At 64.1% G+C, this 16,373-nt stretch carries 13 protein-coding genes and 1 tRNA gene; 6 read left to right on the top strand and 8 right to left on the bottom strand.

Annotation, left to right across the window (positions count from 1 at the left end; all coding sequences use genetic code 11):
- Positions 1-18: 18 nt before the first annotated feature.
- Entirely contained in the window at positions 19-495 is a 477-nt protein-coding gene (locus ACWIKC_RS04670; protein ID WP_454598963.1) for a DUF6456 domain-containing protein, read from the bottom strand.
- 92 nt (positions 496-587) lie between these two features.
- Here ACWIKC_RS04670 and ACWIKC_RS04665 point away from each other — a divergent pair, with 92 nt between their 5' ends.
- Positions 588-1,160 carry a helix-turn-helix transcriptional regulator gene (locus tag ACWIKC_RS04665; protein ID WP_454598962.1) on the top strand — a complete coding sequence of 191 codons (573 nt, stop codon included), beginning with the start codon at positions 588-590 and terminating at the stop codon, positions 1,158-1,160.
- Positions 1,160-2,347 carry a glycosyltransferase gene (locus ACWIKC_RS04660; RefSeq protein ID WP_454598961.1) on the top strand — a complete coding sequence of 396 codons (1,188 nt, stop codon included), beginning with the start codon at positions 1,160-1,162 and terminating at the stop codon, positions 2,345-2,347. The genes ACWIKC_RS04665 and ACWIKC_RS04660 overlap by 1 nt, the downstream gene beginning before the upstream one ends.
- A 29-nt stretch (positions 2,348-2,376) precedes the next feature.
- Here the strand turns inward: ACWIKC_RS04660 and secF are convergent, their stop codons facing one another.
- The 3 genes from secF to yajC are packed head-to-tail and all read right to left on the bottom strand — an operon-like array spanning position 2,377 to position 5,315.
- Complete coding sequence (gene secF / locus ACWIKC_RS04655; protein ID WP_454598960.1) at positions 2,377-3,357, bottom strand: protein translocase subunit SecF; 981 nt, start codon at positions 3,355-3,357, stop codon at positions 2,377-2,379.
- Between the two features lie 13 nt (positions 3,358-3,370).
- Positions 3,371-4,969: a protein translocase subunit SecD gene (gene secD, locus ACWIKC_RS04650; RefSeq protein ID WP_454598959.1), complete on the bottom strand. Its 1,599-nt coding sequence runs from the start codon at positions 4,967-4,969 to the stop codon at positions 3,371-3,373.
- Between the two features lie 19 nt (positions 4,970-4,988).
- The gene (gene yajC / locus ACWIKC_RS04645; RefSeq protein ID WP_454598958.1) at positions 4,989-5,315 is read right to left on the bottom strand and encodes a preprotein translocase subunit YajC; all 327 of its coding nucleotides are present in this window, start codon (positions 5,313-5,315) and stop codon (positions 4,989-4,991) included.
- A 202-nt stretch (positions 5,316-5,517) separates the two neighbouring features.
- Between yajC and ACWIKC_RS04640 the strand changes: the two genes are divergently transcribed.
- The 4 genes from ACWIKC_RS04640 to ACWIKC_RS04625 all read left to right on the top strand — a co-directional run bounded on the left by ACWIKC_RS04640 (position 5,518) and on the right by ACWIKC_RS04625 (position 11,138).
- Positions 5,518-5,594, top strand: a tRNA-Pro gene (locus ACWIKC_RS04640).
- Positions 5,595-6,289: 695 nt separating this feature from the next.
- Complete coding sequence (locus tag ACWIKC_RS04635) at positions 6,290-8,281, top strand: prolyl oligopeptidase family serine peptidase (RefSeq protein WP_454598957.1); 1,992 nt, start codon at positions 6,290-6,292, stop codon at positions 8,279-8,281.
- Positions 8,282-8,570: 289 nt separating this feature from the next.
- Positions 8,571-10,256 (top strand): PHA/PHB synthase family protein, encoded by a 1,686-nt coding sequence (locus ACWIKC_RS04630; RefSeq protein ID WP_454598956.1) that lies wholly within the window; start codon positions 8,571-8,573, stop codon positions 10,254-10,256.
- A 21-nt stretch (positions 10,257-10,277) separates the two neighbouring features.
- On the top strand, positions 10,278-11,138 hold the full coding sequence (locus tag ACWIKC_RS04625; protein ID WP_454598955.1) for an alpha/beta fold hydrolase: 861 nt from the start codon (positions 10,278-10,280) through the stop codon (positions 11,136-11,138).
- 412 nt (positions 11,139-11,550) lie between these two features.
- Here the strand turns inward: ACWIKC_RS04625 and ACWIKC_RS04620 are convergent, their stop codons facing one another.
- The 4 genes from ACWIKC_RS04620 to ACWIKC_RS04605 form a co-directional block, all read right to left on the bottom strand.
- Positions 11,551-12,543, bottom strand: a complete 993-nt coding sequence (locus ACWIKC_RS04620; protein WP_454598954.1) for an aldo/keto reductase — start codon at positions 12,541-12,543, stop codon at positions 11,551-11,553.
- Positions 12,544-12,678: 135 nt separating this feature from the next.
- Positions 12,679-13,296 carry a flavin reductase family protein gene (locus ACWIKC_RS04615; protein WP_454598953.1) on the bottom strand — a complete coding sequence of 206 codons (618 nt, stop codon included), beginning with the start codon at positions 13,294-13,296 and terminating at the stop codon, positions 12,679-12,681.
- A 527-nt stretch (positions 13,297-13,823) separates the two neighbouring features.
- Positions 13,824-14,864: an ABC transporter ATP-binding protein gene (locus ACWIKC_RS04610; protein ID WP_454598952.1), complete on the bottom strand. Its 1,041-nt coding sequence runs from the start codon at positions 14,862-14,864 to the stop codon at positions 13,824-13,826.
- Between the two features lie 11 nt (positions 14,865-14,875).
- A complete protein-coding gene (locus ACWIKC_RS04605) occupies positions 14,876-16,357 on the bottom strand; it encodes an ABC transporter permease (protein WP_454598951.1) in 1,482 nt (493 codons plus the stop codon).
- Positions 16,358-16,373: the final 16 nt, after the last annotated feature.

Genomic DNA, 16,373 nt, shown 5'->3' with positions numbered 1-16,373 from the left:
AAACTCATCCCCCCAGCATCACGGCAGGCGGTAGAAATCGGCGACGCGGTCGAGCGCCAGGCGAAGCACCAGCTTGCCGCTGCGAGTGGGCCATTCGAGCGCCTTTTCCGCAGCAGGGATGGTCTCGCCGGCGCAGATCACCCGCCACAGCACGTCCTGCAAGCCCCCGCCCGCCTGCGCCAGCGCGCCTTGGAAGCGCGTCTTGGCGGCGAGCTGGCGTTCGGCACCGGTCAGCCCGGTATCGCCGGTGGTGCGCGCGCGGACCGGGTCCCAGCGCATCGTCACCCGAGCGCCAAGCTGCGCGCGTTCGTAATCGGCGCGCAGCCGCTCGCCGGCCGCGAACTGGCGGTCGTCGAGATAGCCGCGCGCATAGAGCCAGCTCAGCGGCGATTCGGCGAGGTTGACCGTCACCGAGCGGCGGCGCCGCGATGGCGGTCCGCCGGAGCGGCGCGGGCCTTCAGCGGTGAGTTCGCGTTCGACCAATTGTTGTTTCATGCAGGGCGCCTCCGGTTGCGAGGTGAGGCCCTTGCATTGTTCCGGTTCCTGTAGGAAAGCGGAAAAACCAGATAGGTTACAGGACGCCTCCGATGATCAACCGCATCCGCGACATCCGCAAGCAGAAGGGCTGGACGCTCGCCGATCTCGCCGAGGCCTGCGTCCCGCCGACCACGCCGCAGACGGTCGGGCGGCTCGAGACCGGAATGCGCAATCTGTCGCTCAAATGGATGGAGCGGATCGCCGCTGCGCTGGGCGTCGAGCCCGAGATGCTGGTCCGCTCGGACCGGTCCACCCATCCGCAGACCGTCGCGATACTGGCCGCAGACGGCGCAGAGGCACTGCCCCAACCGCGCGATGCCCTGCTCGCCACCGATCTCGGCGGCGAGGCGCCGCTGGTGGTGCTCGAGATCGCCTATCCGCATGGCGAATACCGCCCCGGCGACCAGCTGTGGCTGCGCCAGCTCGCCCCCGAGGCAGCCGGCCGCGCGATCAATCGCGATGTGCTGGTGCCGCGCAAGGGCGGCCGCTTCGCCTTCGGGCGGCTGATCGACCGGCAGGGCAAGCTCGTCGGCGTGCTCCCCCCCGGGCACGGGCAGAAGCAGGAAGTGGTCAGCGACCCCGCCTGGATCGCGGTGGCCGAAATGCTGGTGCGGCGGCTCTGATGCCGCGCGTGCTCTCGCTCTCGACGCTCTATCCCAATAAGGCCCAGCCCCGCTTCGGTACCTTCGTCGCCCGCTCGCTCGAGGCGCTGCAGCGCGAGACCGAGTGGGACGTGACGGTGATCAATCCGATCGGCGTCCCGCCCCTGGCGTTGGGGCAATACCGCGCGAGGGCCGAGGCCGCGCTTGACGGCATCGAACGCGGCGTGCCGATCCATCGCCCGACCTTCCGGCTGCTTCCCGGTGGCGGCGGTCGCTTCAACCCCGGCGCCATCGCGCGTGCGGTGCTACCGCTGGCGAAGCGGCTGCACAGCGAGACGCCCTTCGACCTCGTCGATGCGCAATTCTTCTATCCCGACGGACCCGCGGCAATGCGCGTTGCCAAGGCGCTCGGCCTGCCGCTGTCGATCAAGGCGCGCGGCGCGGATATCCACTACTGGGGCACCAAACCCTATGCGCGCGCCGCCATGCTCGAGGCGGGCAAGGCCGCGACGGGAATGCTGGCGGTGTGCGAGGCGCTCGCCGCCGACATGAAGGCACTGGGCCTGCCGCGCGAAAACATTGCGATTCACTACACCGGGCTCGACCGCGACCGCTTTCGTCCGCTCGACCACACCCGCCTGCGCCCGCGCCTGGCGCAAGAGCTGAACCTCCCGCTGGCCTTCGAGGAACCGCTGCTGGTGAGCGTCGGTGCGCTGATCCCGCGGAAGGGCCAGGAACTGGTGATCCGCGCGCTGTCCGGCCTGCCCGACGCGCGGCTGCTGCTGGTCGGCAAGGGCGAGGACGAGACCATGCTGCGCGCGCTGGCGGTGGAACTGGGGGTCGCCGGTCGGGTCCATTTCCTCGGCCTGCTCGACCACGACATGCTGCCGCTGGTACTATCGGCCTGCGATGCGATGGTGCTGCCCTCGGCGAGCGAAGGGCTCGCCAATGCCTGGGTCGAAGCGCTGGCCTGCGGCACGCCGCTGGTAATCACCGATGTCGGCGGCGCGCGCGAGCTGGTGACCGATCCGCTCGCAGGCGTGCTGGTCGCGCGCGAGACGCAAGCGGTGCGAGACGGGATTGAACGGGTGCTCGCGGAGCCGCGCGACCGTCAGGCGGTGGCCGCGACGGTCGAGCGCTTCGGCTGGAGCCGCAACGCCCGCGCGCTCGCGGCACATTACGATCGCCTGTCGGGAACCGCCGGCTAGCCCCGTAAAGGGTTTAGCCGTTCAGCATCTCAGACCTCGCCGCGCGCCGCCCGGTCCTGCTTGTCGGTGGCGCTTTCCTCGGGGACGAAGCTGCTCGAATTGACACCCAGCCACACCAGCAGCGGCGCGGACATATAGACCGAACTGTAGGTGCCGACGAACAGTCCCAGCGTGATCGCCGCGACCAGGCCGAACAGGCTGGCCGGACCGATAAACAGCAGCGGCAGCAACGCGATCAGCAGGGTCAGACTGGTCATCACGGTGCGTGCCAGCGTCTCGTTGACCGACAGGTCGAGCAGCTCGGGCATCGGCATCTTGCGGTATTTCTTCAGATTCTCGCGAATCCGGTCGTAGACCACGATCGTGTCGTTGAGCGAATAGCCGATGATCGCGAGGATCGCGGCGATGATCTGAAGGCTGAATTCGAGCTGGAACAGCGCGAACATCCCCAGCGTCAGCGAGACGTCGTGGAACAGCGCGAACAGTGCACCGACCCCGAACTGCCATTCGAAGCGGATCCAGATGTACAGCGCCACCGCCAGCATCGCCGCGATCAGCGCGAAGGCGGCGTCGTTGCGGAATTCGCCCGAGACTTTGCCCGAGACAGAATCCACGCCATCGATGCGCAGGTTCGGGTGATCGGTCTCGAGCGCATCGGTGATTTCCTGCGTCATCCGATCGGCAAATTCCTTGTCGCCTTCCGCCTCGGGGGGCAGCACGACGCGGATCGAGACCTGGTTGGGTTCGCCAAAGCGCTGGATCACCGGATTGTCGACCGTGGGCAGCGCAGCCACGGTCTCGCGGATATCCGCCACCGGAGCCTCCGCCTCGCCGACGAAGGTGACGCGGATTTCCTGGCCGCCGGCGAAATCGACGCCGTAGTTGAGGCCGTTCACCGCGACCAGCGCCCAACTCGCGATGATCAGCGCGATGCTGACCACGAAGAAGGGGACGCGCAATTTGAGGAACTTGATGTTGGTGTCGTCGGGGACGAGCTTGAGCAGTTTCATGGTCTCTCTCCCCTCACAGCGTAATATCGCTGGGACGGTTCTTGCGCAGCCACCCGGCGACCCACATGCGGGTCAGGGTGACGGCGGTGAAAACGCTGGTGAACAATCCGACCACCAGAACGATCGCGAAGCCGCGGATCGGGCCGGAGCCGAACAGGAACAGCAGAACGCCGGCGATCAAATTGGTGACATTGGCGTCATAGATCGCGCGGCTGGCTTCCTTGTAGCCGTTCTCCACTGCGGCAACGACGCGCCGTCCGCGTTTGCGCTCCTCGCGGATGCGTTCGTTGATCAGCACATTGGCATCGACCGCCGCGCCGATCGTCAGCACGAAACCGGCGATGCCCGGCAGGGTCAGCGTGGTGTTGAGCCAGGCCATGATCCCCAACAGCATCAGCACGTTGATGACCAGAGCCACCGCAGCATAGACGCCGAAGCGGCCATAGGTGACGATCATCAGCACGACCACGGCGAGCGAACCGATCATCATCGCAAGCATGCCGCGACGGATCGAATCCGCGCCGAGATCGGGGCCGACGGTGCGCTCCTCGATCACCGCCAGATCGACCGGCAACGCGCCCGAGCGCAGCGAGATCGAGAGGTTGTTGGCGCTTTCGGTGGTGAAACTGCCCGAAATCTGCGCGCTGCCGCCCAGGATCGGTTCGTTGAACGACGGCGTAGAGAGCACCTCGCCATCGAGGATGATGGCGAACAGCTTGCCGACGTTTTCGGTGCTGAGCTTGGCGAAGCGCGCCCCGCCCTGCTGGTCGAACTGGATGGTAACCACCGGTTCGTTGGTCTGCGGGTCGAAGCTCTGCTGCGAACCGGTCAGGCTGTCGCCGCGAATGCCGCCCAGCCGCCGGACCGCGACCGAAGAGCCTTCCTGCGGCGTGCCTTCGGCGTAAGGGAATATCTGGCTACCCGGAGGAGCGATGCCTTGCGCGACATCGGTCGGCAGCGCGGTTTCGTCGACCATCTTGAATTCGAGCTTGGCGGTCTGGCCGAGCAGTTCCTTGAGCTGGTCGGGATCGTCGAGCCCGGGGACCTGGACCACGATGCGGGTGTCGCCCTGGCGGATGATGGTCGGCTCGCGCGTGCCCAGCGCATCGATACGGCGGCGGACCACTTCGGTGGCGCTGTCCATTGCATCGGTGACGGCCTGTTCGGTCCCGGCCTCGGTGGGGGTGAGGATCATCCGGGTCTCGTCGACCACGGTCAGATCCCACTCGCGCACCATGCCTGGGCCGTTTACCAGCGGCAGCAGCAGTTCGCGCGCCCGGTCGACATCGCCGGCATCGTCGATCATGAAGCTCATCCGCCCGTCGGCGGTCGAGACGTCGCCGATGCGGATGCGCGGCTCGGCATCCTGCAGCACGGTGCGGACGCCCTCTTCCATGCTCTGCAAGCGCTGCGCGGCGACCTGCGTAGGCTCGGCTTCGAGCAGGATGTGGCTACCGCCAGCGAGATCGAGCCCGAGATTGACCGTGGGACTGGGCAGTGCATCGGGCCAGCGCAAATCCGCCGCTGCGAACAACGAGGGCAACGCCGCAAAGATCGCAACCGCGGCGATCAGCCACAGCCACGTCTTCTTCCAGGTGGGGAAGTCGAGCATTTTCGAATGCGCCCTTCGCTCAGTCGTTCGCCGGGGGGGCGGTTTCGGGCGCGATCACGTCGCCGATGGTGGATTTGACCGCGCGCACCTTGATGCCCTTGGCCAGTTCCAGTTCGGCGTAGTGGTCCTCGACCTTGACGACCTTGGCAACCAGCCCGCCTGCGGTGATCACCTGATCGCCGCGCTTGAGACCGGCGACCTTGGCCTGGTGCGCCTTGTGCTGCTTCATCTGCGGGCGGATGATCAGGAACCAGAAGATCAGGATCATGCCGACGATCGGCGCCCAGGTGAGCCATGCGGGCGGAGCGTCGGCGGCGCCGGTCGCTGCGGCAAGAAGGTCGAACATGATCAGAATCAGCCTGTCGGTAATGGTGTCTAGCGGATGATTCGCAGGTGGTGGAACGCTGGCGAAAATCAAGCCGCGCGCCCCGCCCCCTCGCGAAGTGGCCGCCGCCTAGCAGCAATGCTGCAACAGGGCAACGCAATGGCGCGCGGAGCGGCTTGCCATGCACGAAAGGGGTGCCTATAGGGCCGCCTTCCACTGGATCCGGGACGTAGCGCAGTCTGGTAGCGCACCACACTGGGGGTGTGGGGGTCGCAGGTTCGAATCCTGTCGTCCCGACCAGTGGATTAGGCCGCGCTCTCGGGCCTGATTATTGTCATCGTCAGCAAGGTCGCGCGAATTGCGCCGGTTGACGTGCGCCCGGTCTGGGAGCGCTCATCGCTTCACGCCCCCTGCTCCCGGTTCTGGGCATGATCTGGCTGTGGCGCGAAACCGGGCAAACGGTTCGCATGGCCGAACATTCCGCCGCGACCTTCTGCTTCGTGCTGCCGAGCCTTCCGATGTTTCTCGTGATTCCGCTCCCATTGAACCGGGGCGTGGCCTTCTGGCCCGACCGGAATTGTCTGGGGGTTGGTGATTGTTGGGAGGGGGGCTTCGGCGGCGCATTTGCATTCAAGTCTTTCTCGCCGAAGCGCGTGAGCCGCAAAAACAGTTTTCAGGAGGGAGGAGGGTCCTTCTCGTGCTCGCGATTTAGGTCGTAAGCCGAATGGCGGCTTCCATTCCCGGGTTTCTCTTGCGTGGCCCAGCAGGCCAAGGCACGGTCTCGCCATATTGTTTCGGAAGGGATGGAAATCATCATGAGCATCAGTTCGCGGGCCACGATTGGTCTAGCTCTTGCCTTAGCCGCGCAGCCCGCCTTTGCGCAGGAAACCCCGACTACGATGACCGATGATGCTACACCTTCCGCGCCTTTTGAGGGAGAGAACGACCCCTTCATTTGGCTCGAAGAGGCGCGCAGCGTTCCTGCCTTATCCTGGGTGCGATCGGAAAACACCCGGGTCGACCAGACGCTTGGAGCCGATCCACGTTTTGCCGCTCTCAAGGCCGAAGCGCTCGCTATCCTCGATAGCGAGGACCGCATCCCCTACGTCAGCTTCACACCCTTCGGCCTGGTGAATTTCTGGCAGGACGCGCGCAATCCCAAAGGCCTGCTGCGCCTGACGACGCTCGAGAGCTACCGCACCGACAGCCCGCAGTGGGAAACAATACTCGATATCGACCGGCTGGCGCGTGAGGAAGGCCGAGAGTGGGTGTACACCGGCATGAGCTGCCTGCCACCCCAGGGGCGGCGCTGCATGGTCGGGCTGTCCGACGGCGGCAAGGACGCCAACGAGTTGCGCGAATTCGACATGGAAACCCGCAGCTTCGTGGACGGCGGTTTTTTCCTCACCGAAAGCCAGGGCGGTACCAGCTGGATCGACGAGAACACGCTGCTCGTCAGCCGCGACTTCGGCGAAGGGACGCTGACCGAAAGCCTTTATCCATTCACCACCCGGCAATGGACTCGCGGCACACCGCTGACGGATGCGCCCGAAGTGTTCCGGGGCGAGGCTTCGGATGTTTCGGCCGGCGCCATACTGCTGCGCGACGCCAGTGGCACGGTTCAGGCGCGCGCTGCCTATCGCGGGCTCTCGTTCCACGAGCGCGCCTATTATCTCCAGCGCGGCGAGGAATGGGTGCGGCTCGACATGCCGGAGAAATCCGGCCTGTTCGGCATCGTCGACGGGCATATCCTGTTCAGCACCGACGTGCCGTGGACGACAGGCAGCACTACCTTCCCCTCCGATTCCATCGTGGCGGCGGATCTGGAAGCGTGGAGAGCGGATCCCAATGGCGTAGCCAAAAAATTGGTTTGGGCGCCGGGCGAGCGCCAGACCAAGCGGGGCGCTTCAATCACCGCCAATTCGATGTTCGTCAATCTGCTCGACAATGTGCGCGGGCAAGTGCTCAAATTCGACTACGAGAACGGTCAATGGGTGAGCCAGCGCGTCGCGCTGCCTGACAACGCCACCGTAGGCGTTGCCGCCTCCGCTGACGATAGCGACCAGATCATGTATTCGGTCACCGATTTCCTCACTCCCAGCACGCTCTATTATTCGGACGGAAGCTCGGCGCCGGAGGTCCTCAAGACCAGTCCGGCTCGTTTCGATGCGGTCGGAATGGAGGTCGAACAGTTCGAGGCGACGAGCAAGGACGGCACACGCATCCCCTATTTCCTCGTCAAGCCCGAGGGGATGACAATGGATGGAACCACCGCGACACTGCTCTCGGGCTACGGTGGCTTCCAGGTTCCGCGTCTGCCCGGCTATCTCGGCACCACCGGCAAGCTTTGGCTGGAGCGCGGCGGCGCCTATGTGCTGGGCAATATGCGCGGCGGCGGCGAGTTCGGGCCCGAGTGGCATCAGGGTGCGATCCGCGAGAACAAGCAGCGCACTTGGGACGATTTCATCGCTATCGCCGACGATCTTGTCGCGCGCGGCATCACCAGCCCCGAGCATCTGGGGATCCAGGGCGGTAGTCAGGGCGGACTCCTGGTCGGCACCGCCTTCACCCAGCGTCCCGATCTCTTCAACGCCGCGATCGTGCAGATTCCGCTGTTCGACATGCTGCGCTATCACGAGATCGGCCGCGGCGCGTCGTGGATCGGCGAATATGGCGATCCCCGAATTGCCGAGCAGCGCAGCTGGATCGAGCCCTATTCGCCCTATCAGAAGCTGACAGCGCAAACCGATTTCCCCACGCCCTTCTACATCACCAGCACGGCGGACGACCGGACGCATCCCGCGCATGGCCGCAAGGCTGCGGCGCGGATGAACCAGATGGGGCAGGCCTATTACTATTACGAGGACATGACCGGGGGCCACTCAGGCGGGGTGGACAACGACCAGCGCGCCAAGCTGCTTGCCCTGCAGAATGTCTATCTCATGCAGCAGTTGATGGATGAAGGCGGCGGTTACGACGAGGAATAGGCATTCTTTCGAAGCGAGCCGATATCCGTCGAGACCGAGCTAGGACGCCTGGGTCGGCGCCGGAAGCGATGGAGGTGGTTCTATCCTCTGAGGGCAGCGGCGACCCGGATGTACCGTCTCGCCGAGGCTCTGTCGGCGCTCGTATTACTGGTTGGTTGACGAAACAAACGGCGGCTCCAGCCCCCGCACTTGCCAGCGCTCAACGCTCTCGCCATGCTCCTGCTTAAGAACAGTCTTGTGCCATCTAGTGGCCAAAAGTTGTTGATAACCAGATGGAGGGTTTACCCCAATGGCCACGCTAGAAGACGAAGCAGCCCAGCATACCAGCGCATTGGGTCCACTAGTCGGGCTAACCCGAGAGGATATACTCGGTGCAGTCGCGCTGCTGCTGCGCGAAACCGCCACGGACCCGCAACGACTGATGCGCCACGGGCAGGCGGTGGGCGAAGATATGGTCAAGATCGTGACCGGCAAAAGCACCTTGGCGCCCCATCCGAAGGATAAACGTTTTCAGGACTCGGCTTGGCAGTTCAACCCCTTCATGCGCGCCGGGATGCAATATTACCTCGCGGTCCAGAAAGGCATGGCAAACTGGCTGGAGGAACTCGAGCTAGACGATCTCGAACGCGATCGGGCTCGCTTCATCTCGGCCATCATTATTGATACCCTCGCCCCGACCAACACGCTCGCGGGCAATCCTGCGGCGCAGAAGATGGCGATAGATTCCGGGGGCCTGAGCCTGATGAAGGGGCTCAAGAACGCCTATACCGATGTGGTCCACAATCGAGGCATGGTCAGCCAGGTCGACAAGAAGCCGTTCGAATTGGGGCGCAATATCGCCACCTCGAAGGGCAGCGTCGTGCTGCGCACCGAGATGATGGAGCTCATCCAATATGCGCCCACCACCGGTGAGGTATACGCAATACCGCAACTGACCATCCCGCCGCAGATCAATAAGATGTATATCAACGACCTTTCACCCGAGAAGTCGGTGGTCAAATACCAGCTCGAGCACGGCATCCAGACTTTCGTCATCAGCTGGAAGAACCCCACCAAGGAACAGGGCGCGTGGGACATGACCGATTATGTCGGCTCCTGCCGCGTAGCGATGGAAACGGTCGCTGCGATCACGGGCTCCCGCAAGGTCAATGTCTCCGCCGGCTGCTCGGGCGGACAGACCGCCGCGATGCTCTCCAGCAAGCTGGCTGCCGATGGCGACACCCTGCTTGGCGCGCTGACGCTGATGGTCTGCGTGCTGCATCCCAAGCAGAACGACATAGAGGCAGGCAGCCTGATTTCGCACAACGGGCTCGCGCTGGCGCGCCGCCGCGCGGAGAAGAAGGGCATCATCAAGGGCGACGATCTGGCGCGCGGCTTCGCCTGGCTGAGGCCCAATGACCTGATCTGGAACTACGTCATCAACAATTACCTGCTCGGCCAGGACCCGCCCGCTTTCGATGTGCTGTTCTGGAATGCCGATGCTACCAATCTGTCGGCCAGCCTGATGGGCGATTTCCTCACCATTTACGAAACGCTCGCCTTCACGCGGCCCGGCGAGGTCGAGATGCTCGACCACAAGGTCGATCTCTCCAGGGTGACCAGCGACCTGTTCATCCTCGGCGGGGTGACCGACCATATCACCCCGTGGAAGGCGACCTATCGCTCGACCCGGCTGTTCGGTTCGCAGGACGTGACCTATGTGCTGAGCCAGTCGGGCCATATGCAGGCGATCCTCAACCCGCCGGGTAATCCGAAGGCCAAATATTTCGTCCAGAAATCCGATGACCCACTTCCCGCGACCGCGGAGGACTGGCTCGGAGCTTGCGAGGAAGTTGCCGGGAGCTGGTGGCCGCTATGGATCGAATGGTTGCAGAACCGTTCTGGCTCGAAACAGAAGGCACCCACCGAACTGGGCAACAAATCCTCACCGCCGCTGGACCCCGCGCCCGGTCTCTACGTTATGGAAGCTTGCTGACGATCGAACAGGAACACCCGCGTGACCCTACCAAAGGACGAATCCCTCACTGCCACCATCGAAATGATCGAGGCCGGCGGTCGCACCCTGCGCGTGGCGCATTGGCGGCTTGACGAGCCATCCGATCACCCGCCGATCCTGTTCTTCAACGGTATCGGCGCGAATATCGAGGCGGTCTCTCCGCTTGCCGAACAGCTGACCGATCGCGGCTTCGTGATGTTCGACATGCCCGGAACGGGTGAAAGTCCTGAACCGTCCGTGCCCTACAACCCCGCCACCATCAGCTGGACCGCGACGCGGATCCTCGACCGGCTCGGGCTGGACGAGGTCGACGTGATGGGAATCAGTTGGGGCGGCGCGATCGCGCAGCATTTTGCGCTCCAGCACCCCAAGCGCACCCGTCGTGTCGTGCTGGCCGCAACCACCGCAGGTATGCTGATGATCCCCGGCAAGCCAGTCGCGCTGCGCAAGATGATTGATCCGCGGCGCTACACAGATCCCGAATTCATGAACGAGCATTTCATGGCGCTTTATGGTGGACTGACCAAGCGTTCGGGCATCAAGGCCGATCATATCGATCGGCTCAAGCCGCCTTCCCCGCGTGGCTATGTCTACCAACTGCTCGCTATGCTGGGTTGGAGCAGCCTGCCGGCACTGCCTTTCCTGAGCAAGGAGGTACTGATCATGATGGGCGCGGACGACAACATCGTCCCGCTGATCAACGGCAAGATTCTCGCTGCTGCGATCCGCAATTCGCGGCTCGAAGTGTTCGACGGTGGCGGCCATCTGTTCCTGTTGACCCATGCCGAAGAGAGCGTGGCCTGCCTTCGCGACTTCCTCGACGCTCCGGATACCGAAGCGGAGCTGAAACGCGCGGCGTAGAACATGGTATGGCTGCGGTTGGGCCATAAGCCAAACTGCAGGTATGGTCGTTTTGCTCTGCCAAACCGGACTGGCAGCTAACGGCCCAGTTGCGGAAGTTCCGCTAAGCGCCCCAATCTCGGTCATTTGAGCGCGCCCTGGTAGGTCCCGAAAGCAGACGAAGTTCTGGCCCTGGTTCTTCAGCCAAAAGCTGTTCCGAAGCCGATATGCTTTACCCAAGGCCCGCCACTCCGTCTCGACACTACTAATTAACCATGGGCGGGTCATTGCTTTCCGATGGAAACCAGCTTTTGGCGCTATATGCATGGCGACCGTAAGCTTCGACCAGATTTTGATCGAGAGCCGACAGTCTCCTCCCGGCCCAGTCGCGGACGCGCTGGAGATCCGTCCTGACCGACCCTGTACATCGAGCTCAGAGTTTTACACGAGCCATGCCTGCGGCAGCGTAGCGCGGGCCCACTGTCCGGCCACTTGGCGCCGCTGCATCGATCGCGGCAAGGTCGCTCTCGCTTAGCGCAAGGTCTGGCGCGCCGGCGCTATCGCGCATGGTCTCGCTACGCTTGACGCCTGGAATCGGGACGATGTCTTCGCCTTGGGCAAGCAGCCAGGCGAGCGCGACTTGCGCATTGGAGACGCCGTGAAGGGTGGCCACTTCTGCAATCGCATCGACGATGGCGAGGTTCCTAGGCATGTTCTCGGGTGAGTAGCGCGGATCGTTGCGGCGCCAGTCGTCAGCGGGGAGTTCGTCCAGGGAGCGGATGCCTCCAGCGAGGAATCCCCGGCCGAGCGGGCTGTACGGCACGAAGCCGATGCCGTTCTCGCGGCAGGCTGCGAGGATATCGCCCTCAACATCGCGTTCCCAGATCGAGTATTCGCTTTGTAGCGCTGCAATCGGGTGGACTTTGGCGGCGCGGCGAACCGTGTCCGCAGCGGCTTCGGACAGGCCGAGGAAGCGAACCTTCCCCTCCTTCACGAGCTCCGCCATTCCGCCGATCGTCTCCTCGATCGGGACATCGGGATCTACGCGATGTTGGTAGAACAAGTCGATCGTGTCGATGCCGAGTCGCTTTAGCGATCCCTCGCAGGCGCGGCGCGCATTTTCGGGGCTGCCGTCTAGGCCTACGGGCTTGTCCCCGTCCCAGCTCATCGCGAACTTCGTAGCGATGACGAGGCCGTCGCGGCGGTCCTTGATGGCGGCTCCGACCAGCTCCTCGTTGCTGAATGGCCCGTACATCTCTGCAGTATCGAAAAACGTGATGCCAAGGTCGATCGCCTCGTGGATTGTGCGCGTCGATACGTCATCATCAGCCGGACCGTAGCTGATATTGCCACCCCGGATCATCGGCATGCAGCCGATGCCGATTGCAGAGACCTCGAGGCTGTCGCCCAGCTTGCGATACTTCATGCTCAATCACTCCTCGGAAATGGCGTTCGTCGTATGCGCTGCTAAACGCGTAAACAAGGCGACCGGTTTAACTGGCGCCCTCGACACTCCGGCTCAAAACACGGCGCACCGAGCAAGCGGCGACAAGGCTTCTGGTCAATCGGGCCGCCTCATCCTGAATAGCCGGTCCTCGGTGATTTCAAAATAGTCCGCCGGACCGCCGCCGCGTGTAATCGGATGCGGTCGCGCGGTCTGGTAGACTCCATCCTCGAGCATTGCCGTGTCTATGTGAATGCCGACAACCTCGCCAATTACGAGCCACTGATCCAGCTCGAGACCTTCCTTGGTCTCAAGCTGGACGAGTTGGGTCAAGCGACACTCGAAATGGACCGGGCTGCCCGCCACGCGATCGGGTTTGACGAGTGAAGATGGCAATGCGTCCAGACCTGCCAGATCAAACTCGTCGACGTCGGCTTCCACACTCGCCGAGCTGGTGTTCATCTGTTCGGCCTGGGCCATGGTAGCCAGGTTCCAGACGAAGTCGCCCGTTGCCTTCACATTGGCGACCGAATCCTTCCAGCCCATAGATGAAAAAGCGACAAGCGGCGGGCGATAGTTGATCAGATTGAAGAAGCTGTATGGTGCCAGATTGCGCACGCCATCAGCGCTTACGGTAGACACCCACCCAATTGGCCGCGGCGCGACGATCGCATTAAGGGGATCGTGTGGCAGCCGGTGCCCTTCGGTGGGCTCGTAGAAGTGAAACTCGGTCATCCCAGGCAATATGTTTGGCCGACAAGCCGATTCAAGGGCGTATCCTTAATTCGATCCGATCGTTCGCGTTCAGATGGTCCCATCGTCATGCGCGAAGTGGTCAAGGCCCTGCCGAGAAGGAAGCTAGGCGGTGATCCTAGGCGTTTACGATTAAGCCGCATCCCAAAGGTCGGCTTTCGACTAGTTGGGCCCTTAAAGCCGAATTTCCGCTACCGGCCCCAATTGCGGACCGACTGCTTTGGGTATGTCGCGAGCAAAATGCCTGCCGCTTTGCCCTAACCACGCACTATCCGGTTGTGCTTTCTACTGTGTCCCACAACCGAGTCACAAGGTGGTGAAGCAACAGAAACAGTGGGGATCAGCGGTTTTTAGCTAGATTGTCGGAATGCAATTTTCCCGGTTGGGAATTCTGTCATCCGGACCAGTGGTTCCAATACCTTGGCGCAAGCGCTGCGCAAAATTGCCGCCAGCGCTCCAAGAGACAGCTCCTGGCTCGGGACTCTGCACCCGAGACTGCCGGACTTGGATCAGCTCGAGACGGCGCTGCCCTTGAGAATGCGAACGGCTGCAAGGTCGACGGTCAAGTGGATCGTCTGCCCCTCGGGCCAGTCCGTTGCAGGCGCGCGGATCGTGAACTCGGTAGCGCCGAACGCGACTGTCGCCACTATTTCGCTTCCAAAGCGGCGCGACGATATAACGGTCGCAGCAGTCCCCTTGGCAGAGACGCGCAAACCCCCGGGGCGTACCATCAAGATGGCGGCACCGTCGGGCATTCCCGGCGCAGGTACAGGGCCGAAGGGACTGTCGGCCACGGCGCTCGACACCCTGACTGGCAAGAGGATCGCCTCTCCCAACAATTGCGCAGCGACCGAGGACACGGGGTTGTCGTAGCAATCCTCCGGGGTTCCCGTCTGCAGGATTAGCCCATCCGCCATCAGGATCAGATCGTCGGCGATCGTCATCGCCTCCTCGGGATCGTGGGTCACCACCAGCACGGCGGCACCGACCTCGCGCAGGTCCTCGATCAGCGAGCGCCTGATCTGGCTGCGCAGATGCCCGTCGAGGCCGGAAAAAGGTTCGTCGAGCAAGAGCAGAACCGGTTCGCGCGCCAGCGCCCGCGCGATCGCTACCCGCTGCTGCTCGCCGCCCGAAAGCGTGTGCGGCCAGGCCTTGGCCAGATGGTCGATTTGAAAGCGGACAAGCAGCCCGCGTACCAGTTCCTCGCGGGCGGCAGGCTTGAGGTGCCGCACCCCGAAGCCGACATTGTCGCTGACGTTGAGATGCGGAAACAACGCGTTGTCCTGGAATACCAGCCCAACCCCGCGTTCCTCCGGCGCGATTGTGCGGCCCGGCGCGGAGACGGTGTCCGCGTGGATGCGTATCTCGCCTTCATCGACCGGCTCGAGCCCGGCAATCAGCCGCAGGATGGTGCTCTTGCCGCAGCCCGAGGGACCGAGCAGGCAGGCGATCCGCCCCTCGTGCAACGCGAAGCCGGCTCCGCTCACGATTGCGCGCGGGCCATAGCGGCGCGTCACCTTGCGCAGAGTCAGGATTGGTTCGGTGTCCACGGGGCGGGTGTCTAGGTGCCGGGCCGCGCCAAGGCAATTCGGTGCGTCAGCCAGATCACCGTCGGCAGCGACAGCACCAGGATCAGCAGCGAAGGTGGCCCGGCCTGATTGAGCCGCTCGTCGATGGCGTAATTGTTGGCGATCACCGCGAGCGTGTCGAAATTGAACGGACGCAGGATGAGCGTGGCGGGCAGCTCCTTCAGGATGTCGACGAAGACGATCAGCCCAGCGGTCAGCATGGCGCCGCGCGCCACCGGCAGGTCGACCGCCAGCGCCGCCGAGGTCTCGGTCCGCCCCATGGTGCGGGCGGCGTGGATCATCGAGGGCGTGACCCGGGCCAGCCCGGCGTCGATGGGCTCGAGCGCGGCGGCCATCAGGCGGGCGGAATAGGCCAGCAGCAGCAGGACGATGGCGATGGCGGTGCCCGAACCGGGATTGAGCGACCAGATCACTCCGGCAGGAGCCAGCAGGCCGATCGCCATCACCGCGCCGGGCGTGGCGTAGCCCAGACTGGCGAGCCTCGCCGCGAGCGGCAGCCGCCGCGTCCCCAGCGCCAGCATCGTTGCGAGCAGGACGGTGAGGACTGCGCCCGCCAGCGCCAGCCCGAGGCTGTTCTGCATCGCGCCCGCCAGCCGGTCCCAGTCGGGCGCACTCGCGCCGAGGTTCAACACCAGCCAGCCGACCGGCAACAGCAGTCCGGCGGTGAGCAGGAGGAGGCAATAGGCACTCGCCAGCCAGCCGCCGAGCCGGGACATCGCCTGCGGTTCGAACTGGCGCCAGCGACCGCGCCCGGTCTCATGCGTGCGGCCTTTGCGCCCCGCGCGTTCGAGCCACAGCAGCAGCGCGGCGGCGCCAAGCAGCGGCAGGGCGAAGCGCGCGGCACTGACGGTCGAGCCATAGACCGACCAGGCACGGACGATACCGGTGGTCAGCGTCTGGACGCTGAGGAACCGGACTGCGCCATAATCGGCCAGCACTTCCATCATTCCCAGCGCGACCCCCGCGGCCAGCGCGGGGCGCGCCATCGGCAGCGCGACGCGCCATAGCGCCTGTCGTCCGTTGCAGCCCAGCATCGCCGCGGCTTCCAACACATTAACCGACTGGTTGATGAAAGCGGCGCGCATCGCGAGATAGACGTAAGGATAGAATGCCGCCGAGAGGATGAAGACCGCGCCCCCCGTGCTGCGCATCGAGAAAGGGAGGTCGAAGCCGAAATTCAGGCGCAAAGCCATGCGCAGCGGTCCGGCCACGTCGAACAGGTCGGCATAGCTGTAAGCCAGCGCGAAGGCGGGGACCGCCAGCGGCAGCGCCAGCGCCCAGGCGAACACCCCGCGGCCGGGAAAGCGATGCATCGCTACCAGCCAGGCTGCCACGGTGCCCGACACGGCGATGAATATCCCAACCAGCAGCGCCAGCCAGGCCGATGTGAGCGCATAGCGCGCGATGTCGCGGCGGGCGATGTCCGCGCTGTCGGTCCCCAGCGCAGCCAGCACCACCCCCGCCAGCGGC

Source organism: Qipengyuania sp. SM2507, assembly GCF_053714505.1.
The sequence above is the reverse complement of the archived record's forward strand: the minus strand, read 5'-3'. Positions and strand labels throughout refer to the sequence as shown.